The 23,454-nt window shown below is 69.4% G+C and carries 20 protein-coding genes; 10 read left to right on the top strand and 10 right to left on the bottom strand.

The window, feature by feature from the left end; all coding sequences use genetic code 11:
* Window positions 1-23 precede the first annotated feature (23 nt).
* Genes mnhG through ACI1V7_RS23260 form a run of 6 tightly spaced genes read right to left on the bottom strand, consistent with a single transcriptional unit; the run spans window position 24 to window position 6,083 of the window.
* Window positions 24-398, bottom strand: coding sequence for a monovalent cation/H(+) antiporter subunit G (gene mnhG, locus ACI1V7_RS23235; protein ID WP_404534281.1), 375 nt, complete (start codon window positions 396-398; stop codon window positions 24-26).
* Window positions 395-673 carry a K+/H+ antiporter subunit F gene (locus ACI1V7_RS23240; RefSeq protein ID WP_404534282.1) on the bottom strand — a complete coding sequence of 93 codons (279 nt, stop codon included), beginning with the start codon at window positions 671-673 and terminating at the stop codon, window positions 395-397. Before ACI1V7_RS23240 ends, mnhG begins: the two co-directional genes overlap by 4 nt.
* Window positions 657-1,175 carry a Na+/H+ antiporter subunit E gene (locus ACI1V7_RS23245; RefSeq protein WP_404534283.1) on the bottom strand — a complete coding sequence of 173 codons (519 nt, stop codon included), beginning with the start codon at window positions 1,173-1,175 and terminating at the stop codon, window positions 657-659. Before ACI1V7_RS23245 ends, ACI1V7_RS23240 begins: the two co-directional genes overlap by 17 nt.
* Window positions 1,172-2,818, bottom strand: coding sequence for a monovalent cation/H+ antiporter subunit D (locus tag ACI1V7_RS23250; RefSeq protein WP_404534284.1), 1,647 nt, complete (start codon window positions 2,816-2,818; stop codon window positions 1,172-1,174). The genes ACI1V7_RS23245 and ACI1V7_RS23250 overlap by 4 nt, the downstream gene beginning before the upstream one ends.
* The gene (locus tag ACI1V7_RS23255) at window positions 2,815-3,159 is read right to left on the bottom strand and encodes a Na+/H+ antiporter subunit C (protein WP_404534285.1); all 345 of its coding nucleotides are present in this window, start codon (window positions 3,157-3,159) and stop codon (window positions 2,815-2,817) included. The genes ACI1V7_RS23250 and ACI1V7_RS23255 overlap by 4 nt, the downstream gene beginning before the upstream one ends.
* Entirely contained in the window at window positions 3,159-6,083 is a 2,925-nt protein-coding gene (locus tag ACI1V7_RS23260) for a monovalent cation/H+ antiporter subunit A (protein ID WP_404534286.1), read from the bottom strand. The genes ACI1V7_RS23255 and ACI1V7_RS23260 overlap by 1 nt, the downstream gene beginning before the upstream one ends.
* 209 nt (window positions 6,084-6,292) lie before the next feature.
* Between ACI1V7_RS23260 and ACI1V7_RS23265 the strand changes: the two genes are divergently transcribed.
* Window positions 6,293-7,711: a metallophosphoesterase gene (locus tag ACI1V7_RS23265; protein WP_404534287.1), complete on the top strand. Its 1,419-nt coding sequence runs from the start codon at window positions 6,293-6,295 to the stop codon at window positions 7,709-7,711.
* Window positions 7,701-9,014, top strand: coding sequence for a cytochrome-c peroxidase (locus ACI1V7_RS23270; protein ID WP_404534288.1), 1,314 nt, complete (start codon window positions 7,701-7,703; stop codon window positions 9,012-9,014). Before ACI1V7_RS23265 ends, ACI1V7_RS23270 begins: the two co-directional genes overlap by 11 nt.
* A gap of 211 nt (window positions 9,015-9,225) precedes the next feature.
* Here ACI1V7_RS23270 and ACI1V7_RS23275 read toward each other — a convergent pair whose 3' ends face one another.
* The gene (locus tag ACI1V7_RS23275) at window positions 9,226-11,904 is read right to left on the bottom strand and encodes a bifunctional acetate--CoA ligase family protein/GNAT family N-acetyltransferase (protein WP_404534289.1); all 2,679 of its coding nucleotides are present in this window, start codon (window positions 11,902-11,904) and stop codon (window positions 9,226-9,228) included.
* Window positions 11,905-12,005: 101 nt separating this feature from the next.
* Between ACI1V7_RS23275 and ACI1V7_RS23280 the strand changes: the two genes are divergently transcribed.
* On the top strand, window positions 12,006-13,022 hold the full coding sequence (locus ACI1V7_RS23280) for a cation diffusion facilitator family transporter (RefSeq protein ID WP_404534290.1): 1,017 nt from the start codon (window positions 12,006-12,008) through the stop codon (window positions 13,020-13,022).
* Between the two features lie 205 nt (window positions 13,023-13,227).
* A complete protein-coding gene (locus ACI1V7_RS23285; protein WP_404534291.1) occupies window positions 13,228-16,281 on the top strand; it encodes a two-component regulator propeller domain-containing protein in 3,054 nt (1,017 codons plus the stop codon).
* A gap of 7 nt (window positions 16,282-16,288) precedes the next feature.
* On the opposite strand, the gene ACI1V7_RS23290 is transcribed toward ACI1V7_RS23285, so the two are convergent.
* Window positions 16,289-16,921, bottom strand: coding sequence for a response regulator (locus ACI1V7_RS23290; RefSeq protein ID WP_404534292.1), 633 nt, complete (start codon window positions 16,919-16,921; stop codon window positions 16,289-16,291).
* Window positions 16,922-17,158: 237 nt separating this feature from the next.
* Here ACI1V7_RS23290 and ACI1V7_RS23295 point away from each other — a divergent pair, with 237 nt between their 5' ends.
* Both ACI1V7_RS23295 and ACI1V7_RS23300 read left to right on the top strand, forming a co-directional pair.
* Window positions 17,159-17,533, top strand: coding sequence for a hypothetical protein (locus ACI1V7_RS23295; RefSeq protein WP_404534293.1), 375 nt, complete (start codon window positions 17,159-17,161; stop codon window positions 17,531-17,533).
* 7 nt (window positions 17,534-17,540) lie between these two features.
* Window positions 17,541-18,506: a GlxA family transcriptional regulator gene (locus ACI1V7_RS23300; RefSeq protein WP_404534294.1), complete on the top strand. Its 966-nt coding sequence runs from the start codon at window positions 17,541-17,543 to the stop codon at window positions 18,504-18,506.
* Between the two features lie 81 nt (window positions 18,507-18,587).
* On the opposite strand, the gene ACI1V7_RS23305 is transcribed toward ACI1V7_RS23300, so the two are convergent.
* Window positions 18,588-18,899: a hypothetical protein gene (locus tag ACI1V7_RS23305; protein WP_404534295.1), complete on the bottom strand. Its 312-nt coding sequence runs from the start codon at window positions 18,897-18,899 to the stop codon at window positions 18,588-18,590.
* Between the two features lie 24 nt (window positions 18,900-18,923).
* Window positions 18,924-19,277, bottom strand: coding sequence for a hypothetical protein (locus tag ACI1V7_RS23310; protein WP_404534296.1), 354 nt, complete (start codon window positions 19,275-19,277; stop codon window positions 18,924-18,926).
* 156 nt (window positions 19,278-19,433) lie between these two features.
* Between ACI1V7_RS23310 and ACI1V7_RS23315 the strand changes: the two genes are divergently transcribed.
* The 4 genes from ACI1V7_RS23315 to ACI1V7_RS23330 all read left to right on the top strand — a co-directional run bounded on the left by ACI1V7_RS23315 (window position 19,434) and on the right by ACI1V7_RS23330 (window position 23,160).
* On the top strand, window positions 19,434-19,859 hold the full coding sequence (locus ACI1V7_RS23315; protein ID WP_404534297.1) for a hypothetical protein: 426 nt from the start codon (window positions 19,434-19,436) through the stop codon (window positions 19,857-19,859).
* Between the two features lie 99 nt (window positions 19,860-19,958).
* Window positions 19,959-20,378, top strand: a complete 420-nt coding sequence (locus ACI1V7_RS23320; protein WP_404534298.1) for a hypothetical protein — start codon at window positions 19,959-19,961, stop codon at window positions 20,376-20,378.
* Entirely contained in the window at window positions 20,375-21,790 is a 1,416-nt protein-coding gene (locus ACI1V7_RS23325; RefSeq protein ID WP_404534299.1) for a TolC family protein, read from the top strand. Before ACI1V7_RS23320 ends, ACI1V7_RS23325 begins: the two co-directional genes overlap by 4 nt.
* Window positions 21,787-23,160 carry a multicopper oxidase family protein gene (locus ACI1V7_RS23330; RefSeq protein ID WP_404534300.1) on the top strand — a complete coding sequence of 458 codons (1,374 nt, stop codon included), beginning with the start codon at window positions 21,787-21,789 and terminating at the stop codon, window positions 23,158-23,160. The genes ACI1V7_RS23325 and ACI1V7_RS23330 overlap by 4 nt, the downstream gene beginning before the upstream one ends.
* Window positions 23,161-23,454 lie beyond the last annotated feature (294 nt).

Here is a 23,454-nt window from a genome sequence, read left to right on the forward strand (position 1 = left end):
CCGCCGCGCCTGCACCCTGAGCGCTACTCCCCGGCCGGCAGGCGATACACCTCGCCCGCCGTCGCGCCGGCGTCGGCCCTGCCGGCGCGCAGGTCGCGGTACACGGCGGCGCGCATGATCATCATCGACACCACGGGCGCCGTCGCCATCACGAAGGCGGCGATGATCGCCTCGTGCACCACGGGGCGCGCCTGCGCCGCCGTGAAGTACACGACCGACGCCAGCAGGATGCTGCCCGTGCCCAGCGTGACCGTGATCGCGGGGCCGTGCATGCGCTGGTAGAAGGTGCGCAGGCGCATGAGGCCGAGGGCGCCGATGAACACGATGGTCGCGCCCAGCACCAGCAGCAAGGCGACGGCGGCTGCGGCCCAGTCGGGAATCGCGTGCAGGGGGCTCATTCGATGATCTCCCCGCGCATCAGGAACTTGGCCATCGCGACCGTCGAGACGAAGCCGACCAGCGCGATCAGCATCGCGGCCTCGAAGTACAGCTCGGTGCCGGAGCGGATGCCCAGCACCAGGGCCAGCACCATCCCCGTCATCCACAGCGTGTCCAGGGCCAGGACCCGGTCGTGTGCGGACGGGCCGCGCAGCAGCCTCCCGGTACACAGCAGCATGGCGCCGATCACGCAGGCCAGCGCATAGTTCAACGCATATTCAAGCAAGGTCGGCACGGTCGGCCTCCGTCGTAAAAATGTCGAGCAAGGGTTGTTCGTAGCGCCGCTGGATGGTGTCGATCCAGAATTGCTCGTCCTGCAGGTCGAACACGTGCAGCACGAGGTCGTGGCTGTCCGGCAGGATCTCGACCCATACGGTGCCCGGCGTCATGTTGATCAGGCAGGACAGCAGCGCCAGTCCGTACGGGTCGCGCAGCGTCAGCGGCACCCGGACGAAGCTGGCATTGACCTGCGCGTAGTCGGCGAACAGGATGATGCGGCAGACGTTGAAGCAGGAACGCACCACTTCGACCGAGGCCATGGCCAGCAGCCGGAAAAGCGCCCACGGCGCGCGCAGGCGCGGATAGCCGCGCGGCTGCAGGCGGCGTCCCAGCAGCGGTCCCGCGATTCCGACCAGCGCGCCGAGCAGCAGGTGGGCGGGATCGACGCTCTGGTTCAGCAGCAGCCACAGCCCGCACAGGCCCAGCGAGACGATCGGATACGGCAGCCAGGTCCTCATGCGCCCTCCCCGCCTCTTGCAACGCCTCTTGCAACGGCGGCGGCGCCCGCCACCGGCGCCGTGTGGAGCACGCGCTCGATGTAGTCCTGCGGCCGGTGGATGCCGTTGTTGGCCCGTCCCAGGTAGTCGAGGATCGGCCCGGCCTGCACCGTCATGAACACGGAGATGGCGAGCAGGAACAGCACGGGCACCACTTCCGAGCGGTGCAGGCGCGGCGGCACCGCGCTGCCGCCGGCCCAGAACGTGCGCACGCCGAAGCGCAGCATCGATACGAGCGTGACGAGGCCGGACAGGATCACCAGCGCCATCAGGACCCAGCCGGCCGGGCGGATCGCCTGGCCCGGATCGGGATTGAGCAGCGCGTGGAACATGCCGAACTTGGCGATGAAGCCGGACAGCGGCGGCAGGCCGGCGATCATCAGCGCGCAGGCGGCGAACGACAGCGCCAGGAAGGCCATCGCGGCCGGCACGCCGCGCCCGACCGGGTCGATCGGCGAGTCCTCGACGGCCCAGGCTTCCATGGTGACGGCCAGGATCGCCGCCCGCGGTGTGCGGATGCGGTCGATCAGTTCGATCAGCAGCAGGAAGGCGGCAATGGCCAGCGTCGAGCCGACGAGGTAGTACAGGCCGGCCGCAACCAGCGAGGGCTGGCCGTAGCCGATGACGGCCAGCAGCGTCCCGGACGACACCGTCGCGCCATAGCCCGCCATGCGGCCCGCGCTGTCGGTCGACAGCATGCCGGCGGCGCCGTACACGATGGTGACCAGGCCGCCGGCCAGCAGCGCGTCGTAGCCGAAGCCGGCGGCCGCACCCGCGCCGGCCGGGAACAGCAGCAGCCACAGGCGCAGGATCGCGTAGGCGCCGACCTTGGTCATCAGCACCAGCATGGCGGCGGCCGGCGGCGCGGCAGCAGCATAGGTCGTGGGCAGCCAGAAGCCCAGCGGCCACATGGCGCTCTTGATCAGGAAGGCCAGCGCCAGCACGGCCGCGCCGACCTGCAGCAGGCCCGCGTCCTGCCCCGACAGCGCGGCCACGCGGGCGGCCAGGTCGGCCATGTTCAGCGTGCCCGCCGTCGCATAGATCAGCGCCGTGCCGAGCAGGAACAGCAGCGAGGCGGCCAGGTTGACGGCCACGTAGTGCATGCTGGCGCGCAGGCGCTCGGCGTTGTACCCGTGCAGCACCAGGCCGTAGGACGCGGCCAGCATCACCTCGAAGAACACGAACAGGTTGAACAGGTCGTGGGTGAGGAAGGCGCCGTCGATGCCCATGACGAGGAACTGGAACAGCGTGTGGAAGTGCACGCCGATGCGGCCCCAGCGCAGCTTGGCGAAATGCAGCGACGCCAGCGCCAGCAGGGCCGTCAGCAGCAGCATCAGCGCGGACAGGCGGTCGGCCACGAGGGCGATGCCGAACGGCGCCGCCCAGTTGGCGGCCAGGTAGACGCCGATGCCGTCGGCCCAGTAGCCGCCGTCCGTCATCGCCACCAGCACGAGGCTGGTGGCCAGCAGTCCCAGGACCGACGCATAGCTCAGCGCGAACTTGAGCCGGTGCCAGCCCTGCGTCAGCGGCGCCAGCGCCGCCCCGCACACCAGCGGCAGCAGGATCGGGACGAGCAGGATGTGCTGGATCCAGGGCTGCGTCATGCGTCCGGCTCCCTGCCGTCGACGTGGTCGGTGCCCGTCAGCCCGCGCGCGGCGATCATCACGACGAGGTACAACGCCGTGGTGGCGAAGCCGATCACGATGGCGGTCAGCACCAGAGATTGCGGCAGCGGATCGGCCAGCAGCTTGGGATCGGGCACGCTGCCGGCCGGCGTCAGCGGCGCGCGATCGACCCACAGCCGGCCCATGACGAAGATGAACAGGTTCACGGCGTACGACATGAGCATCAGCCCCATCAGCACCTGGAAGCTGCGCGGGCGCAGCACCAGCCAGATGCCGGAGCCGAACACGATGCCGATGGCCAGCGCGATTACGATTTCCATCACTTGATCTCCTTGGATGGCGGCAGCGCTTCCGGCACCACGGCGCGCGTGGGCATGGGCATGCGGTGGCTGCGCAGCGACTGGTGCGCGAGCGCCACCAGGATCAGCATGGTGGCGCCGACGACGACGAGGAAGACGCCGACGTCGAAGAAGAACGCGCTCGGCACGTGCAGCTCGCCCAGCACGGGCAGCGTCAGGTGGGCCGTGTGGCTGGTGAGGAAGGGGTAGCCGAACAGCCAGGCGCCGGCGCCCGTCAGCACGGCCGTCGCCAGGCCGCCGGCGATCCAGCGGTGCGGACGCAGGCGCAGGTGGGCCTCGACCCAGTCGGTGCCGGCCACCATGTACTGCGCGATCAGCGCCGTCGAAAAAATCAGGCCCGCGACGAAGCCGCCGCCCGGCAGGTTGTGGCCGCGCATAAAGAAATACAGCGCGATGACGCCCATCACCGGCAGCAGGAAGCGCACGTACACGGCCTGCACCATCAGGTAGCCGCCGGCGGCCTGCTCGCCGGGCAGCTGGGAAACGGCGGGATCCACGTCGTTGGCCTGCTGGACCGGAATCGCGACGCTCTCGGCCGCGGGGCGGAAGCGGCGCAACAGCGCGTACACCGTCAGCGCGACGGCGCCCAGCACCGTGATCTCGCCCATCGTGTCGAAGCCGCGGAAGTCGACCAGCAGCACGTTGACGACGTTGGCGCCGCCCCCTTCCGACAGCGCGCGCAGCACGTAGAAGTCGCTGATCGGGGCGCCCGGCGGGCGCGTGAGCACGATCCAGCTCACCGTCGCCAGCCCGAGCCCTCCGGCCAGCGCGACGCTCGCGTCGCGGCCGCGCCGCCACCAGGTGCGCAGCGGCGCCTGCGGCAGCAGTTCGGCGGGACGCTTGCGCGGCGGCAGCCAGCGCAGGCCGAGCAGGATCAGCACGGTGGTCACTGTCTCCACCATCAGCTGGGTGAGCGCGAGGTCGGGCGCGGACAGCCACAGGAAGGTGATGCTGACGACGATGCCGGTGCCGCCCACCATCACCAGCGCGGCCATGCGGTGGTACTTGGCCTTCCAGGCCGCGGCCACGGCGCAGGCGGCGCCGATCGTCCACAGCAGGGCGAACGCGGGATCGAAGCCGTCCAGGTTCGGCAGCGGGATCGGCGGCAGCGGGCCCGCCAGCAGCAGCGGCACCGCCACCAGCAGCACGGCGATCGCGAGGAATTGCGGCTGCAGGCGGCGCGTGGCCGTGTAGCGCATCAGCCGGTCGGCCGCCAGGCCCAGGGCCGACATCACGTTCTCGTAGGCCTGCGCTCCCTTGATGTGGTGCAGGACCGGGACGTCGCTGCGTTCGCGCAGGTTGGCGCGGCGCCGCAGCCAGATGTAGAACAGGCAGCCGCCGCCCAGGGCCGCGAAGCTCATCGCCAGCGGCAGGTTGAAGCCGTGCCAGATCGCCAGGTCGTATTCCGGCATGCGGCTGCCCAGCACGGCGCGCGCGGCCACGGCCAGCACGGCGCCCACCGCCAGGTGCGGCACCACGCCCACGGCCACGCACACGACGACGAGGATTTCGACGGGCAGGCGCATCCAGTGCGGGGGCTCGTTGGGCGGGTCTTCCAGGTCCTGGGTCAGCGGCCCGAAGAACACGCTGATGAAGCGCAGCGAATAGGCGACGCTGAAGATCCCCATCAGCGTGGCCGCCACCGCCATCGACCAGTCCTCGTCGCCACCCACCAGCGCGGCCTCGGAAAAGAACATCTCCTTCGACAGGAAGCCGTTCAGCAGCGGCACCCCGGCCATCGCGGCGCTGGCCACGATCGCCAGCGCCGCCGTGATCGGCATCGCCCGGCGCAGGCCGCGCAACACGCGCATGTCGCGCGAGCTGGTCTCGTGGTCGATGATCCCGACGGCCATGAACAGCGAGGCCTTGAACACGGCGTGGTTCATCGTGTGGAAGATCGCCGCCACCACGGACAGCGGATTGCCGATCCCCAGCAGCACGACGATCAGGCCGAGGTGGCTGATCGTCGAATACGCGAGCAGGCCCTTCATGTCGTTCTGGAAGATCGCGTAGAAGGAGCCGAGCAGCAGCGTGCACACGCCCGCGCCGCCCACGATCCACGTCCATTCGTGGGTGCCGGACAGCGCCGGCGACAGGCGCATCAGCAGGAACACGCCGGCCTTGACCATCGTGGCCGAGTGCAGGTAGGCCGACACGGGCGTGGGCGCCGCCATCGCATGCGGCAGCCAGAAGTGGAACGGGAACTGCGCGCTCTTGGTCAGCGCGCCCAATGCGACGAGCACGAGGGCCGGCAGGTACAGGGGGTGCGCGCGGATGGCGTCGCCGGCCGCCAGCACCTTCTCCAGTTCATAGCTGCCCGCGATATGGCCCAGGATCAGCACGCCGGCCAGCAGGCACAGGCCGCCGCTGGTCGTCACGGTGAAGGCCATGCGCGCGCCGCGGCGGGCGTCGTTGCGCTCGGTCCAGTAGCCGATCAGCAGGAAGGATGCGAGGCTGGTCAGTTCCCAGAACATGACCATCTGGATCAGGTTGCCGGACAGGACCACGCCCAGCATCGCGCCCATGAAGGCGAGCATGTAGGCGAAGAAGCGCGCGACGGGGTCGCGGCGCGACATGTAGTAGCGCGCATAGACCATCACCAGCACGCCGATGCCCAGCACCATGATCGTGAACAGCCAGGCCAGGCCATCCATGCGCCACACCAGGTCGAGGCCGTATTGCGGCAGCCAGGTGAAGCGCGTGTCGAGTACTTCCCCGCCCTCGATGCGGCGGAATTGCAGGATGGCGACGGCCAGGCCGGCCAGCGCCGTCAGGGTCGCCACCAGCGCGGGACGGGTGCGCGAGCCCGGCGGACAGCTGGCCGCGACGAAGGCGCCGATGAACGGGAGCAGGATCAGCAGGGGCAGCGGCTCGGTCGGCAGCATCGGCCCTACCTCCTGCGGCCGCGCAATGAGCGCGCGGTAAATGAAATATAAAAATCCGACATGGGCGCACTGTAGCGGTTTTGTGGCAAAAATGACCACGCGTTACTTTCGGGCTTCACTTGTTCAATATCGGCAACTTCAGGGCGGTGTCACGCCGAGGTCATATTCGGTGCTTATCGTGTTGCCATTTCATAAAAACGAGGATCACGATGACCCGCTCCAAGCGCCCCCGCCTCCTTGCGGCCACGCTGCTGTGCCTCGCCGGCGCGCTGCTCGCCGGCTGCAGCACCACCAATGACGAAGCGAGCCGCGACCAGCACGTCAAGTACGCCTGGGTGGTACTGGGCGACGGCGGCACGCCGATCGCGCGCGTCGCCACCGACTACGCCAGCTGCCCCTACGTCACCGTCGACGGCACCTCCACCCGCATGACCGTGCGCGCCGCCCCCGGCACCGCGGCGCTGCGCACGACGGCCAGCAGCCCGGCCGACTCCAAGCCTTCGGCCTTCCCCCTGACGACGTGCGAAGCGGCACTGCCGTCCGGCGCCAAGGTCGCCCAGGTCGGCGACAAGCTTCTGCCGCTGCCGAAAGCGGACCCGCAGCGCATCCTGATCCTGGCCGATACCGGCTGCCGCATGAAGAAGGCGGACAACGCCTTCCAGAACTGCAACGACGCCGACGCGTGGCCGCTGGCCCAGATCGCGGCCACCGCCGCGGCCATGAAACCGGACCTGGTGCTGCACATCGGCGACTACCACTACCGCGAGAACGCCTGCCCGTCCGACATCGGCGGCTGCAAGGACAGCCCGTGGGGCTATGGCTGGGACACCTGGGAAGCCGACCTGTTCAAGCCGGCCGCGCCGCTGCTGGCCGCCGCACCGTGGGTGGTCGTGCGCGGCAACCATGAGGAATGCGCCCGCGCGGGCCAGGGCTGGTTCCGCCTGCTCGACACGCAGGCCTACAGCGCCGCGCGCAGCTGCGACGACCCGGCCAACGACGCCGGCGCGAATTACACGACGCCCTACGCCGTCCCCGTCGGCAGCGACACCCAGTTCATCGTGTTCGACTCGGCCCGCACGGGCAAGGCGGCGCTGGCCGCGACGGATCCGCAATTCGTCGCCTACCAGAAGGACTTCGCCACGGTGGCTAAACTGGCGGCGAAGGCCAAGACGACGAGCCTGTTCGTCAACCACCATCCGATCCTGGGCTTCGCGCCGATCGCCGGCGGCCCGCCCGCGGGCGGCAACGCGGCGCTGCTGTCCGTGGCGGCGCAGGTGAATCCGACGGCCTATTATCCGGCCGGTATCTCGCTGGCGCTGCACGGCCACGTGCATGACTTCCAGGCGATCAATTTCAGCTCGAACCACCCTGCCACCTTCGTCAGCGGGAACGGCGGCGACAACCTCGACGTCGCCCTGCCCGACCCGTTCCCCGCCAACCTCGCCCCCGCGCCGGGCGTGTCCGTCGAGCGCATCACGCACAGCGTGACGTTCGGCTTCATGACGATGGAGCGCAGCGGTACCAGCTGGACCTTCAAGGCGTACACGAAGGCCGGCAAGCTGATGGCCACCTGCGCGCAGTCGCTCAACAAGATCAGCTGCGACAAGGCGGGCTTCCTTGCTGGCTAGGTTCACGGGCGCCGCCGGCGCTGCGCTCCTCGCGGCCTGCTTGGCCGCGTCGGCCGCGTTGGCTGGAACTGCGGCGCCGCCCGTGGAAGTCGCGCGCATCGGCGTCACGCCGCAGCACGCCTCCATGCCCGAGGTTGCGGGACCGTTCACGCCGGCCCCGGCGCGCGTCGCACTGGGCCGCAAGGTGTTCTTCGACCCGCGCCTGTCCGAGCCCGCGGGCACCAGCTGCGCCAGCTGCCACGACCCGCGCCAGGCCTTTTCCGGCAACAACGGTTCGCGCCTCGGCGTGCCGCTGGGCAGCCGGCCCGGCCTGGTCGGCATCCGCAACACCCCGTCCGCGCTGTACGTGGCCTACATCCCGCGCCTGTTCTTCTACCAGGACGACGATGCGCCCGCGCCGATCCCGTTCGGCGGCCTGTTCGCGGACGGACGCGTGGACACGGTCGCGGAACTGGCGCGCCATCCCCTGCTCGACGCGCGCGAGATGCACAACGCCAGCGCCGCCCAGGTGCGCCGCAAGCTGGCCGCCGCGCCCTATGCCGACGCGTTCCGGCGCGCGTTCGGCGCGCGCGTGTTCGACACCGATGGCGCCGCGTTCGCCGCGCTGGGCAGCGCACTGGAAAGCTTTTTCCAGAGCCCCGAGATGGCGCCGTTCTCGTCGCGCTACGACGCCTGGGTGCAAGGAAGGGAAAAACTCACTGCGCAGGAATTGCGCGGCCTGAAGCTGTTCAAGGACCCGGACAAGGGCAATTGCGCGAGCTGCCACAAGTTCAACGAGACCTCGTCCAATCCTGCACGCTCGCTGTTCACCGATTTCGGCTTCGACGCGGCCGGCCTGCCCCGCAACCGCGCGATTCCGGCCAATGCGGACCCGACGTATTTCGACACGGGCCTGTGCACGGTGGCCGCCGCCAAGGGCTGGCCAGACAGCGGCCAGTACTGCGGCTACTTCCGCACGCCGAGCCTGCGCAACGTCGCCGTGCGCGAGCGCCTGATGCACAACGGGATCTTCGACGACTTGCGCGACGCCGTCGCGTTCTATGCAACGCGGTCGGTCACGCCGGAGCGCTGGTATAAGGGAAAAGGCAAAGAGGGAGAAATGTTCGACGACGTGCCCAGGCGCCATCGCGGCAACGTCAACGCCGCCACGCTGCCCTACAACCGGGTGAAGGGGATGCGGCCGGCGCTCGACGACGCGGAGATCGACGCCATCGTGGCCTTCCTGCGCACGCTCACGGATGCGCCGTGGCAGGCGGCAGCGCAAACGAAAACGACAACGAAAGCGGTCCGCGCAGTCCGCTAGGCGGGCTTGCGGGACCGTTCGCCATCGTGGATCAATGGAAGAACAGGTAGAACAGGACGAGGACGAAAGCCGGGACGCCCAGCAGCCATGCGATGAAATACTTGCCCATGATGCTCTCCTTTGAATGTGCTTGGTTGACGCCTCCAGAATGCCACAGCCAGGGGCTCGCTTCCGTTCGCCAATGCACAAACGATATAAAAAAGATCACGACTCATCGGAGCGGCAGCCAGAACTTGCGCACGCCCTCTTCCTCGTCCACGGGTCCCACGGTAAAGCCCAGCTTCTTCACCAGGCCGATCACGGGCGCGTTCTGCGGCAATGCCTCGCCGACGATCTCGCGTGTGCCGCGTGCGCGGCAATAGGCGATCAGCTTGTTCATCAACAGGATGCCCAGGCCCTTGCCCTTCAGGTCGGAGCGCACGGTGACGGCGAATTCGGCACTCATATTGTCCGGATCGGCGACCACGCGGCCCACGCCCAGCGTCTCCGGCGTGCCGTCGGCCGTATGGCGGGTGGCGATGAAGGCCATCTCGCGGTCGTAGTCGATCTGCGTGAAGCGTGCCAGCTGCGCCGGCTGCAGCTCGCGCACGCGCACGAACATGCGGTAGCGCACGTCGTCCGGCGTGAGCGCGTTGAAGAAGGCGACATGGGCCGGGCCGTCTTCCGGCCGGATCGGCCGCAGCAGCAGCTCGCCGCCCTGCCAGGGAATGGTTTCCTCCAGCTCGGCCGGATAGGGGCGGATGGCCAGCCGGTCCAGCGTGCTGCCCGAGCGGTCGGCCATGGCGATGCGCATGCGCGCGTCCAGCACCACGGCACCGCCGCTGTGCGCGAGCAGCGGATTGATGTCCAGCTCGACGATCTCGGGAATCTCCGCCACCAGGCGCGCCACCTGCACCAGCACGGCCAGCACGGCATCCATGTCGGCGGCCGGATGGTTGCGGTAGCCCTTCAGCTGGCGCGCGATGCGCGTGCGCCGCACGAGGTCGCGCGCCAGCACCATGTTCAGCGGTGGCAGGGCCACCGCGTAGTCGCCCACCACCTCGACCGCCAGGCCGCCCTGGCCGAACAGGATCACGGGGCCGAACACCGGATCGGTGGCGGCCCCGGCGATCAGCTCGTGGGCCTGCGGATTGCGCGCCATCGCCTGCACGATGAAGCCGTCCAGCCGCGCGTCCGGGCGCAGCTCGGCCAGGCGGCGGCGCATGCGCTCGGTGGCGGCGCGCACGGCTTCCGGCGTGTCCAGGTCGAGGGTGACGCCGCCGACGTCGCTCTTCTGCGCCACGTCCGGCGACAGGATCTTGACGGCGACGGGAAAGCCGATGTCGGCGGCGGCGAGCACCGCTTCCTCCGGCGTGGCGGCGGAACGGGTCGGCACGACGGGGATGCCGTAGGCGGACAGGATCGCCTTGGTGTCCGGATCGGCCAGCAGGTAGCGGCCCTTGTCCAGCGCTGCGCGCACGAGCCGGCGCGCGCCCTCGCGGTCCGGCTCGTCGCCGCCGAAGGAGCCGGGGACTTCCATCAGCAATTGCTGGTTGTGGCGGTAATGGACGATCTGCAGGAAGCCGTTGACGGCATCCTCGGGGGTGCGGTACGACGGCATGCCGGCCTCCGCCGCGATGACGCGGGCGGCGCTGACGGACTGCCCGCCCAGCCAGCAGGCGAGCACGTTGCGCGACGAGGCCTGGGCCAGCGGCGCCACGGCGCGCGCCACGTCGGCCGGATCGACGACGGCGTTCGGCGCGTGGATCACCAGCACGGCATCGACGCGCGGGTCGCGCAGCAGCAGCTCGACGACGTCGCGATAGCGTTCCGGCGGCGCGTCGCCGCGCAGGTTCAGGGGGCCGCTGCCGCGCCACTCGGGCACCACGTCGCGCAGGCGGGACACGGTGGCTTCGTCCAGCTCGGCGGCCTGGCCGCCGCCCGCCTGCAGGGCATCCGCAGCCAGCACCACGGGCCCGGCGCCGTTGCACAGGATCGCCAGGCGCTCGCCGTACAGGGGCTTGGCGCGCGCCAGCGTCTCGACGGCGGCGAACAGCTGCTCGGTGGTGGTCACGCGCAGCATGCCGGCGCGGCGGATCGCGGCGTCGTAGACGTCGTCCGGCGCCGCCAGCACGCCGGACAGGCAGGCGCCCACCGCCGCCCCTTCCAGCGAGCGGCCGGCCTTGAGCACGACGGTCGGCTTGCTGCGCGCCGCCGCACGCGCGGCCGACAGGAACTTGCGCGCATAGCGCACGCTTTCCACGTGCAGCAGGATGGCGGCCGTGCCGGGATCGCTGGCGAGGTAGTCGAGCACGTCGCCGAAGTCGACGTCGCCCGACTCGCCCAGCGACACGAAGCTGGAAAAGCCGATGCCGCGCATGCGCGCCCAGTCGAGCACGCCCGTCATCATGGCGCCCGATTCGGACACGAAGGCGATCCGGCCCGAGGCCGCGCCGCCGGCGGCGATGCTGGCGTTCAGGCCGATCGACGGCGCCAGCAGGCCGGAACTGTTGGGGCCCAGGATGCGCAGCAGGTAGGGATGGGCGGCGTCCAGCGTGGCCTGCTTCAGGCTCCTTCCGCGCGAGTCCCTTGCCGTGGCCAGCCCGGCGCTCATCACGATGGCCGCGCGCGTGCCCATCGCGCCCAGCGTGCGCACGATGCCGGGGATCGTCGGGGGCGGCGTGCAGATGATCGCAAGCTCCGGCGCCGCCGGCAGGTCGGCGACGTCGCGCCATACCTGCAGGCCGTCGAGTTCGTGGTACTTCGGGTTGACCGGATACAGCTCGCCCTTGAAGCCGCCTTCGCGAAGGTTGAGCAGCAGCGTGGCGCCCACGCTGCCGGGACGCTGCGAGGCACCCACCAGCGCCACGGACTTGGGGGCGAACAATTGTCGAAGGTTACGTACGCTCATGCGGGTCTCCGGCATGGCCCCCGTCCCGCGTCCACCCGTGCAGGGGTCGCGGACGCTTTTGGCTACACTTGAGCCGATGGACAACGAGGACGATGGCATTCATGAGCGACAGCATAGCGCAAGCAGGGGCACAACCGAAGACGGAACCGGAACAGCAGCAATCGAAGGACGGGGACGGCGGCGGCTCGCGCAAGGTCATCTACGCGGCCATCATTGCCAACCTGGGCATCGCGGCGGCGAAGTTCGTCGTCGCCGCCATCACGGGCAGCGCCGCCATGCTGGCCGAAGGCATCCACTCGGCCGTCGACACGGGCAACGAACTGCTGCTGCTGATCGGCGAGAAAGTCAGCGCCAGGCCGCCCGACAAGCGCCACCCGTTCGGCTACGGCAAGGCCATGTACTTCTGGGCGCTGATCGTGGCGATGTCCGTGTTCGCGCTCGGCGGCGGCCTGTCGATCCACCACGGCATCGTCGCGCTGCGCCAGCCGGAGCCCCTCGAGGACCCGCTGTGGAACTACATCGTGCTGCTGGTCTCGGCGGGCTTCGAGGGCTATAGCTGGAACGTCTCGCGCAAGGAATTGAACAAGGTGCGCAAGCCGGGCGCCTCGCTGTGGCAGACGGTGCGCGCCAGCAAGGACGCCGCCGTGTTCAGCGTCTTCATCGAGGATTCGGCCGCGCTCGCGGGCCTGGTCATCGCCGGCGCCGGCATCTTCCTCGGCCACCTGCTCGATAACCCCTACATCGACCCGGCCGCCTCGATCCTGATCGGCCTGCTGCTGGTGGGCGCCGCGTTCACGCTGGCGCGCGAGACGGGCGCCCTGCTGGTCGGCGAGACCGTCGGCGTGGAAACGACGCAGCAGCTGCGCCGCATCTTCGAGGACGACCCCGCCGTCCTGAGCGTGGGCAAGCTGCTCAGCATGCAGCTTGGGCCGGACGAGGCGCTGCTGACGGCCTCCGTCACGTTCAAGCGCGGCATGCGCATCGACGAGGTCGAGGGGGCGATCGCGCGGCTCGAACGCACGGTGGCGCAAGCGTATCCGTCGATCCAGCGGATCTACTTCGAGTCGGGGGCACTGCGCTCGGCGATGAGCGAGCCACCCGCGGCCGACGCCCGATGAGTTCTTTTACGATTGTATATACAATCAAATTCATCTTCGTTCTCGGTTCCGCCATGACATGATTCCCATCATGGTTACTTAGTATTAGAACAGTTCGCCATTAAATGGTAGAGTGATCGTTCAGTAAAGAAAGATTGGCAATCGTGGCCAATCTGGCGCTGCCCATTCCCCGCGGCGCCATGCCCTTGACCGAGCGCACTCGCCGATGCCGAACCAACGCCCCGACGTAACGCCCCTGCTCCGCCGATCCGTCCGCCTCGTGCTGGGCAGCCTGCTGGCCTTTTCGGTGATGACCGCCCATGCCCTCGACCCGCGCGTGGGGCTCGCTGACTACAACCACACGAGTTGGACGGCCAAGTCCGGGGCGCCGTCGAACATCACGACGATGGCGCAGACGACCGACGGATGGCTGTGGCTGGGCACCACTTCCGGACTGTACCGCTTCGACGGCGTTCGGTTCTCCAGGTACGGCGGCGCGGGCATCGAGCTGCCCAACGGCGGCGTCTCGACGCTGTATGCTACTACGCACGGCGACCTGCTCGTTGGCTACCTGATGGGCGGGATCGTGCAGTTGCGTGGCGCGACCGTCACGCGCCTGGCCAGTCCCGCCGATGTGCCGGCCAGCTACCAGCTGGCCGTCGACACGGACGGCAGTATCTGGGCTGCAACGGTCAAGGGCATGCTGCGCTACCACGGCGGACGCTGGACCGCGTACGGCCGGGAACAGGGCTTCCCCGGCCCCGTCGCCGATGCCGTTACCCTGGACGGATACGGCCGGCTGTGGGCCAGCAGCAAGGACACCGGGCTCTACCTGCTGGATCGCGACCACGGGCGCTTCGTCGCGACCGGCATGCCGGACAGTGGCAATCCCGTTGTGCCGGCACCGGATGGGGTCATGTGGCTGATCCGGGATGGCCGGTGGCAGGCGCTGCCAATGCCCGGCCCGACCGCGACCCTGGCGGTGGGGACGATGCGCGCGCCGACAAGCGCCTCCGGCGGGATCGTGGACCGCGACGGCAATCGGTGGACACTGATGTGTCCGACGGGTTTGTGCCGCACCACGCCCGGCAGCCTGCAGGCGCACGCTCCGTTCGACGCAGCCGCGCTGGCCACGGACCGCCTCGACCGCGCATGGGACCTCAGCGACCTCACCACCCAGACGATGCTGGAAGACCGCGAAGGCAATATCTGGGTAGCGACCCGGACAGGCCTGGAACGCTTTCGCCATAACCGTCTGGCGCCGATCCCGCTGCCGCCGGGCGAACGCTGGTTCCAGGTGGTTGCCGCACCCGATGGCGCCCCTCTCGTTGCATCCACGGGCAGCGGCCTTCGGTTCGAGGCGGGAAGCACGTCCTTCGGGCGCCAGCGCCCGCCTGCCCTGTTCGCCGGGACGGGTGACGGCAGCCTGCTCTGCGCCAGCGACGGCCGCATCACGCGCACGCGCGGCGGCGTAGTCTCGACGATCGACTATCCCCCGGGGCCGGACGGAAAACCGCTGAAGGGCCTGGCGATCCGCCTTACCGGGAGCGGCGACGACATCTGGCTCGGCCTGTCCGGACATGGGCTGTTCCACTATCATGCCGGCGCCTGGATCCCGTCGCGCGACTACGGCGCGCCGAAGGGAGTGACAAGCATCGAGGCCGATGCTCCCAATGCCGCGTGGTTCGGGTTCCGCGACGGGACGGTCATGCGGTTTCGCGACGGCGCGCTATCCGCGGTAGAGGGCAATGCCGGTATCGGGCCCATCGCATTGATCGACGCGCAGCGTGGCGTGGTCGTGGCCGGCACCGATGGGCTCGCGGTAGTCGACGGCGGTCGCATCCGCCGGCTCGATGCAAGCGACCCGGAGCTGCTCGCGGGGATCACCGGCCACATCGTGGACCCGAACGGCGACCGCTGGTTCAACGGCCGCAAAGGCGTCGTGCACGTGGCGGCCTCGGCGTGGAAGGCGGCGCTCGACGGCGCCGGGCAAGTACAGGCTACCCTGTACGACGGCACCGAAGGCTATTCCGGCACTGCGCTGTCCTACAACGGCTTTCCCACTGCGACCAGGACGCGCGACGGCAGGCTGTGGTTCGCGTCCCAGGCCGGCGTGGTCTACCTCGACCCGTCCCGCGTCCACCACAACGAGGTGGCGCCGACGATGGTCATCGAACCGCCCAGCATACAAGGCGCATCCAGGGACTCGCGGGGCCGCTATATCCTTCCCGCCGGCACGACCAGCCTGCGCTTCGAGTACACAGCCCTGAGCTACACGAACCCCGAGCGGGTCCGCTTCCGCTACCGGCTGGACGGCGTCGACCCCGACTGGCAGGATGCAGGCAGCCGCCGTTCGACCTTCTACAGCGGCCTCGGTCCCGGCACCTACCGCTTCCGCGTCAGCGCGACCAACGAGGATGGCGTGCCCGCGCTCGCGCCGGCACAGGTCGACCTCGTCATCCGGCCCACCATGGTGCAGACCACATGGTTCCGCCTGCTATGCGCGGTGTCGGCCATCGGCCTGCTGGCCCTCGCCTACCGCTGGCGCACGCGCCGCCTGGCGCAGCGCCTCAACGAGCGCTTCCAGGAGCGGCTCGCCGAGCGCGAACGCATCTCACGCACCCTGCACGACACGCTGCTGCAGAACATGCAGGCGCTGATCCTGCGCCTGCACGTCGCCGTCAAGCCGATGGAGCGCAGCAGCGAGGCGCGCGGCCGGCTCGACGCGATCCTCGACCAGGCCGACACGGTGATGACGGAAGCGCGCGAGGAAATCAAGGGGCTGCGCGGTAGCGGCGACGGCGGCCACGCCGACATCGGGCAGGCGCTGGCCGCCTTCGGCGCCGCGCTGCAGGCGCAGTTCGGCGCCGAGTTCAAGCTCTTCGTCGGCGGAACGGCCCGTCCGCTGCAGGACGTGGCCTGGCAGGAGATCTACTACATCGCCCGCGAAGCGCTGTTCAACGCCTACCAGCACGCGCATGCCCGCAAGATCGAGGTCGAGCTCACCTACGGCACCAACGAATTCGGCCTGGTCGTGCGCGACGACGGCCGCGGCATCGACGACGACATCCAGCAGCGCGGGGGCCGCGACGGACATTGGGGACTGCCGGGCATGAAGGAACGCGCCGCGGCGCTGGGCGGCACGCTCGAATGGTGGAGCCGCGACGGCCTCGGCACCGAGGTAATCGCGCGCTTCCCCGCCGCGCGCCTGTACGTCCCGGAAGAGAAACCGCGCTGGCGCTGCGGCCTGCGCGGACTGCTGGGCCGCACCGGCCGCTGAGTGGCGCTCAGGCGCCGCGCCGGCGCAGGTCGATGATGCCGCGCTCGAGCGCCTGCACGACGGCGTGGGTGCGGTCGTTCGCGTCCATCTTGGCCAGCACGCTTTTCATGTGCGCCGCCACCGTGGCTTCCGAGATGCCCAGCTGGATGCCGATCAGGCGGTTGGTCTTGCCGGTGGCCGCCAGTTCCAGCACCTGGATCTCGCGCGGCGTCAGCGCGTCGTCGTGCACGTGGCAGGCCATCGCCATGGCCACCGAGGGCGCCATGCGGCGTTCGCCGGAGTACACGGCGCGGACCGCGTCGGGCAGGTCCTTGCGCGCCTGGCCCTTCAGCATGTAGCCGCTGGCGCCGGCCTTCATCGCGCGCATGGCGTGGACATCGCCCTCGTAGGTGGTCAGCACGACCACGCGGATGTCGGGAAAATCGCGCCGGATCAGCGTCGTCGCCTCGATGCCGTCCAGTTCCGGCATCTGGATATCCATTACCACCACGTCCGGCTGCAGGGTGCGGCAGCACGCCAGCGCCTCGCGTCCGGTGCCCGCCTCCCCGGCCAGCACGATATCGGGTTCGCCATCCAGGATGCTGGCCAGGCCCTGACGGAACAAGGGGTGATCGTCGACGATCAGTACGGAGATGGGCATGGCGGACCTTGTGTGTGGTGGGAGGAAAGGCGCGCGATGCCGACGATGGCAATACGCCGCCGCGCTGTCATCCCCAGATTTGGGTAGTTCGACCCTGAATGATCTGGAGATTGCTGCGACCGCAAAAAACTTTAACATTCATTCTACATTCCGGAGCGGCAAGGCGATAGTCGTCCGAACGGCCGGGATGTGCGATTTGCCGAGACTGCACGGCCCACCTTGACCGGAGCGCAGCACGTGAAATTGTTCGCAAGTGCGTTTCCGCGCGGCGCCGCAGGCATCGGCCTGCTGCTCCTGCGCACCGCCGCGGCGTATCAGCTGGCCGGGAGTGGCATCGCCGCGCAGCCCCCGCTGGCGCTGGCGGCGGCGTGCGGCGTGGCGGCCCTGCTGCTCGTAACGGGGTTCCTGACGCCGCTGGCCGCGGCGTCGTGCTTCGGCTGCGAACTGCTGTGCTGCTTCCTCGGCACGTCGCAGGATATCGGATCGCTGGCGGATCCGATCCTTTGTAGCCTGGCTGTGGGCCTTGCGGGGCCCGGGGCGTATTCCCTGGATGCCAGGTTGTTTGGGCGCCGGCGCGTGCTCGCCGACATCCGCACGCATCGAAAACTCTGAGGACATCATGAAACAGATCGGACTACTCCTGCCCCCCGGCTTCCAGGCACTGGACTTCATGGCCAGCACCGTCTTCGAAGTGGCGAACACCCTGCTCGACGAACCCTGCTATGAGGTGACGGTATTGTCCGAACATGGCGGCATGCTCGCCAGCTCGTCCGGCATCCAGGTGCTGACCGCGCCCGTCACGCGCTACGACTACGACACGCTGCTGGTGGCGGGACAGATGATGCCCGGCGCGGCACCCGCATCGGACGGTTTCCTCGACATCCTGCGCCGCGCGGGCCAGGAGTCGCGCCGCGTCGCCGCCCTGTGCACCGGCGCCTTCCTGCTGGCCCAGGCCGGGCTGCTGGAAGGCCGCCGCGCCACGACCCACTGGGAACTGGGGCGCACGCTGCAGCACGCCTTCCCGCGCCTGCAGGTCGACGAGAACCGCATCTTCATCAATGCCGGCAAGTTCTGGACCTCGGCCGGCATGGCCGCCTGCGTCGATTTGTGCCTGGCGCTGGTGGAAGACGACCATGGCACCGAGGTCTCGTGCAACGTGGCGCGCAGGATGGTACTGTACCACCGCCGCAGCGGCGGCCAGTCGCAGTTCTCGTCGCTGCTCGAGCTGCAGCCCAAGTCGGACCGCATCCAGAAGGCGCTCACCTACGCCAAGCGGCATCTGCGCAAGCCCCTGTCCGTGGACGAGCTGGCCGACGCCGCCAACCTGAGCACGCGCCAGTTCAGCCGCACGTTCCGCACCGAGACGGGCCAGTCGCCGGCACGGGCGATCGAGCGGCTGCGCGTGGAAGCCGCACGCGCCATGATGGAAGACAGCAACCACCCGGTCGACGTGGTGGCGCGGGAAACGGGATTCGCCGATTCCGAGCGCATGCGCCGTGCCTTCGTGCGCGCCTTCGGCCAGCCACCGCAGGCGATCAAGCGCGCCGCGCGCGCGCAGGCGGAGGCGTTCGCGCAGGTGTCCTGACCCACCCGGGGCGGCCGGGCGCTACGGTCTCATTGGCCCGCCTCGTTGCCCTGCCTCAGTGCGCTGCCTCAGTGCGCTGCCTCAGTGCGCTGCCTCATTGCCCGCACTACGCAGCCAATCCCGCCCCCGCTCGTCGAGGGCGGCCGCGATCACGTCGGGCGGCAGGCTGTAGACGGTGGCCCAGGTGGCGCGGCCGTCCGCCGCGTTCGACGGGAAGCTCGTGGTCTCGATCGGCCAATGGTATTTGCGCTTGAGCGCCCGCACGATCGCCGCCAGCGTCACGCGGCCGCGCAGGGGTTCGGCGCCGGCCTGGTCGCCGTTGGACAGCAGTACCGCGAGGACGGCGCCGCGCGCGGTGCGCGGGCCGGGAAAGATGGGGGATTTTTTCGGCATGCGGCATTGTAGCCGCGGCCGGGTTCAGGGCAGCGTCCGGAACTGCGGCGACTGGGCGCGGAATTCGCGCAGCAGCGCGTCGACGACGGCGCGCGTGTAGGGCTGCAGCGGCGCGCCGCGCTCGCCGGCGGCGCACAGTGCCGCGGCCCCGTCCAGGCGGCCCAGCGCCACCGTCGCCAGCGGCGCCCGGGCGGCGCCTTCCGGGCAACCATGGAAACTGGGGCGCAGGCGCCAATCCAGCTGCATGGTCCCCTGCAGCAGGCGCTCGACGCCCATGTCGAAGATCACCTTGTCGATCACGTGCGCGGCACGCTCGGCAACCCCGTGCTGGGTGCGCATGCCCGGCGCCGCGAGCAAGCGCATTACGAGCTTGCGCATCACCAGCTTCCGCATCATCACGTTCATGTGCCGCCGCCCCGTCGTTAGCGATGTCAATATATTATCATTTGCACCGGTCCCGGCAAGGGCCGCACGCCCCTTGCAACGGCCCGACGACGCGATTGTCGGCCCGATGCCACATGCTAGAATAAGCGCGTGAAATCCCTTGCCCATGTCTTCCTCGCCTGGCTGCTGTTGCTGGCGCTGCCTTTCCAGGGCGTCGCCGCGGCGGGCATGCTGCCGTGCGCGCCGCCCGCGGCCGTGCCGGCGGCAGCCGCGCCGACGGCTGGCCACGGCCATGCGGCGGCGATGGCCGGGGCGGACCATGCCGACACGCATTGCGCCGTCCAGGCGGCGTCCAATGCAGCGTCCAATGCGCCGGACTGCCACGACGGCGGCGCCCACCATGGCAAGGGCTCGTGCGCGTCCTGCTGCATCGGCGCCGCGATGGCGCCGCCCGCCGTGCCCCTGCCGCTGGCGCTGGCGACGCCCGCTTCCACCTCGATTCCCTTCCGCGCCGGCCACGTGCCGAGCGTCGACCCCACCCTCCTCGAACGGCCACCGCGCGCACGCCGCGCCTGACGTCATCCGGCCTGCGCCGGCGGTTCGCGCCCGCCGCAGGCCAGCGTTGCCGCCGCCATCCGGCCGCGGCGTCCATTACGCCAGACCGTACGAGGAACCATGAACCGAACATCCATGCCGGCGCGCGCCGCCGGCCTGCTGCTGGCAGCCGCCTGCGCCTGCAGCTTCGCCCAGGCCCGCCAGGACCGGCAGCCCGGCCCCGCCGATGCGCAGGCGCCCGTGCCCGCCACCGTCTACCGGCCGGCCGTCGACTACCGCGCCGCACCCGTGCCCGATAAACCCGACCGCCACTGGAAAGCCAGCAACGATGTCGTCGCCAGCACGAACTCGATGGCGCTGACCATGAAGCCTATGGGCGGCCACGCGACACATGCGGGCCATGCGGGCCACGCGGACCATGTTGCGCCCGCGGCGCCGGCCGATCCGCATGCCGGCCACGCCATGCCGCCGCGGCAGGAGCAACAACAACAGGCGCCGGCGCACGACCCGCATGCGCACCATCACGGAGACCAGCAATGAGCGCGCATCTGCGCACGGGCGCGGCGCTGCTGGCGACGGCCCTGCTGGCCAGCGCCTGCACGACGGTCGCGCCCGACGGCGGCTTCGGCGCCGTGGCCGATACGACGGCGGGCCGCATCGGCGCGACCCCGCGCCTGGCAAGCGACGAGCAGGCCGCGCGCCTGCTCCGTGACAGCGTGCGGGCCGAACTAGGGCGGCCGCTCGACATGGACGCGGCCGTGCGCATCGCCCTCGTCAACCATCCGGGCTTGCAGGCGACCTACTGGAACGTGGGCATCGCCCAGGCCGAGCTGGCACAGGCGTCGCGGCTGCAGAATCCGGCGCTCGGCTTCAAGCGCGTCTCGGGTGACGGCGACATCGAGATCGAACGCAGCCTGTCGTTCAACCTGGCCGGCCTGCTGACCATGCCGCTGGCGGCGCGCATGGAATCGCGTCGCTTCGAGGCCGTGCGGCGCGACGTCGGTGCCGCCATCGAGCGGCATGCGGCGGACACGCGGCGCGCCTGGATCGACGCCGTCGCCGCGCGCCAGCAACTGGACTACGCGCGCCAGGTTAATGCGTCGGCGGAGGCCAGCGCCGAACTGGCGGCGCGCATGACGGCGGCCGGCAATATCGCGAAGCTCGACCTCGCACGCGAGCAGGCGTTTCATGCGGAAAGCGCGGCCGCGCTGGCGCGCGCCGGCAAGCAGGCCACGGCCGCGCGCGAACGCCTGACCCGCTTGATGGGCCTGTGGGGCGCCGACACCGGGTACGCGCTGCCAGACCGTTTGCCCGACCTGCCGGGCTCCCCCGCCGCGCTGCAGGACGTGGAACGCATCGCCCTCGAACAGCGCCTCGACGTGCAGGCGGCGAAGGCCGACGCGCAGGCGACGGCCGAGAACCTCGGCCTCACGCGCGTCACGCGCTTCGTGAATGCGCTGGAGCTGGGCTATGCCGGCAAGTCGGAGACGGGATCCCCTTCCGCGCGCGGCTACGAGCTGTCGATCGAACTGCCCCTGTTCGACTGGGGCGGCGCGCGCACGGCCCGCGCCGAAGCCGTCTACATGCAGGCGCTGCAGCGCGTGGCGGAAACGGCCGTGACGGCGCGCAGCGAGGCGCGCGAATCCTATCTCGACTACCGCACCTCGTACGACGTCGCGCGGCACTACCGCGACACCGTGATCCCGCTGCGCAAGCAGATCTCGCGCGAGGTGCTGCTGCGCTACAACGGCATGCTGGCCAGCACCCAGGCCTTGCTCGCCGACGCGCGCGAGCAGGCCGGCGCCGTCAACGCCTACATCGACGCCCTGAAGGAATTCTGGACCGCGCAAGCCAACCTCGAAGCGGCGCTCGGCGCCCGCGTGGGCGCACCGGCGGCGGCCGCGGCACAGGAACACAAGGAACAAATGGAATACAAGGAACACGCAGAATGACCTCCCGCAGACACTTCATCGGCGGCGCCGGCAGCGCCTTCCTGGGCGCCGCGCTGGTCGGCAAGGCCGGCCAGGCCGCCGTCCCGGAAGCACCGGTACAGAATTCGCCGCTCACCGTCCCGCCCCCGCCGCCGCCCAACGGCCGCCCGTTCAACCCCGTCGTCACGCTCAACGGCTGGAGCCTGCCGTGGCGCATGAAGGACGGCGTGAAGGAATTCCACCTGGTGGCCGAACCCGTGGTGCGCGAGATCGCGCCCGGCATGACGACCAACCTGTGGGGCTACAACGGCCAGAGTCCCGGCCCGACCATCGAAGTCGTGGAGGGCGACCGCGTGCGCATCTTCGTCACCAACAAGCTGCCGGAAGCGACCACGATCCACTGGCACGGCCAGCTGCTGCCGAACGGCATGGACGGCGTGGCGGGCCTGAACCAGCCGGCCATCGCGCCGGGCAAGACCTTCGTCTACGAATTCGTGGCGCGCTATGCCGGCACCTTCATGTACCACCCGCACACGGACGAGATGGCGCAGATGGCGATGGGCATGATGGGTTTCTGGGTCACGCACCCGAAGGATCCGCGCCAGCATGCGGTGGACCGCGACTTCGTGTTCCTGCTCAACGCCTACGACATCGAACCGGGCAGCTACACGCCGAAGGTCAACACGATGCTCGACTTCAACCTGTGGACCATCAACAGCCGCGCCTTCCCCGGCACCGACCCGATGGTGGTGCGCAAGGACGACCGCGTGCGCATCCGCATCGGCAACCTGACGATGACGAACCACCCCTTCCACATCCACGGCCACCGCTTCGAGGTCACGGGCACCGACGGCGGCTGGATCCCGCCGGCGGCGCGCTGGCTGGAAGTGACGGTGGACGTGGGCGTCGGCCAGATGCGCGCCATCGAATTCGTGGCCGACGCGCCGGGCGACTGGGCCTTCCATTGCCACAAGTCGCACCACACGATGAACGCGATGGGCCACGATGTGCCGAACCTGATCGGCGTCGACCACCGCGGCGTAGCCAGGAAGATCAACGACCTCGTGCCCGGCTATATGGTCATGGGCGACAAGGGCGGCTCGATGGGCGGCATGCGCATGCCGCTGCCGGAGAACACGCTGCCGATGATGGATGGCAAAGGACCGTTCGGCGAGATCGAGATGGGCGGCATGTTCACGACGATCAAGGTGCGCGAGGGGCTGGCACGCGGCGACTACAAGGATCCGGGCTGGTACACGTATCCGAAGGGGACTGTCGCCGCCGAGTGGAACGGCCCGCTCGACGAGCCCGTGCGGGCTGCCTCCACACCCGCTCCGGCGTCGGCGCCCCCTGCCCGCGTCAAGCGCGGAAGCGGGCACGGCGGTCACTGACATCCGCCATGCATGGAACCTGCCGCCGCCACCCGTGTGACGGCAGGAATTTGTTGCAAGATGTCACCAAATCAAAGTATCGAAAAATGATACTTTACGCAAAGAATTTTTTAAAAGAAGCCTTTTTTCTCAATTATCGCTACGGAACTACCTGACCCAAAGGTCAGTAACTACCGATGATGTTACAGCTGCTTACGAATGGCACCTTTTTTTCCGGTCTCGAGAGGACTATCTTTCCCTTACGCAATTCACGACGAACTGCGAAACAGACCAAAACAAGAACCGAAAGGAAAG

This window comes from Massilia paldalensis, assembly GCF_044901715.1.
In the GTDB taxonomy this organism is placed as follows: domain Bacteria; phylum Pseudomonadota; class Gammaproteobacteria; order Burkholderiales; family Burkholderiaceae_D; genus Telluria; species Telluria paldalensis.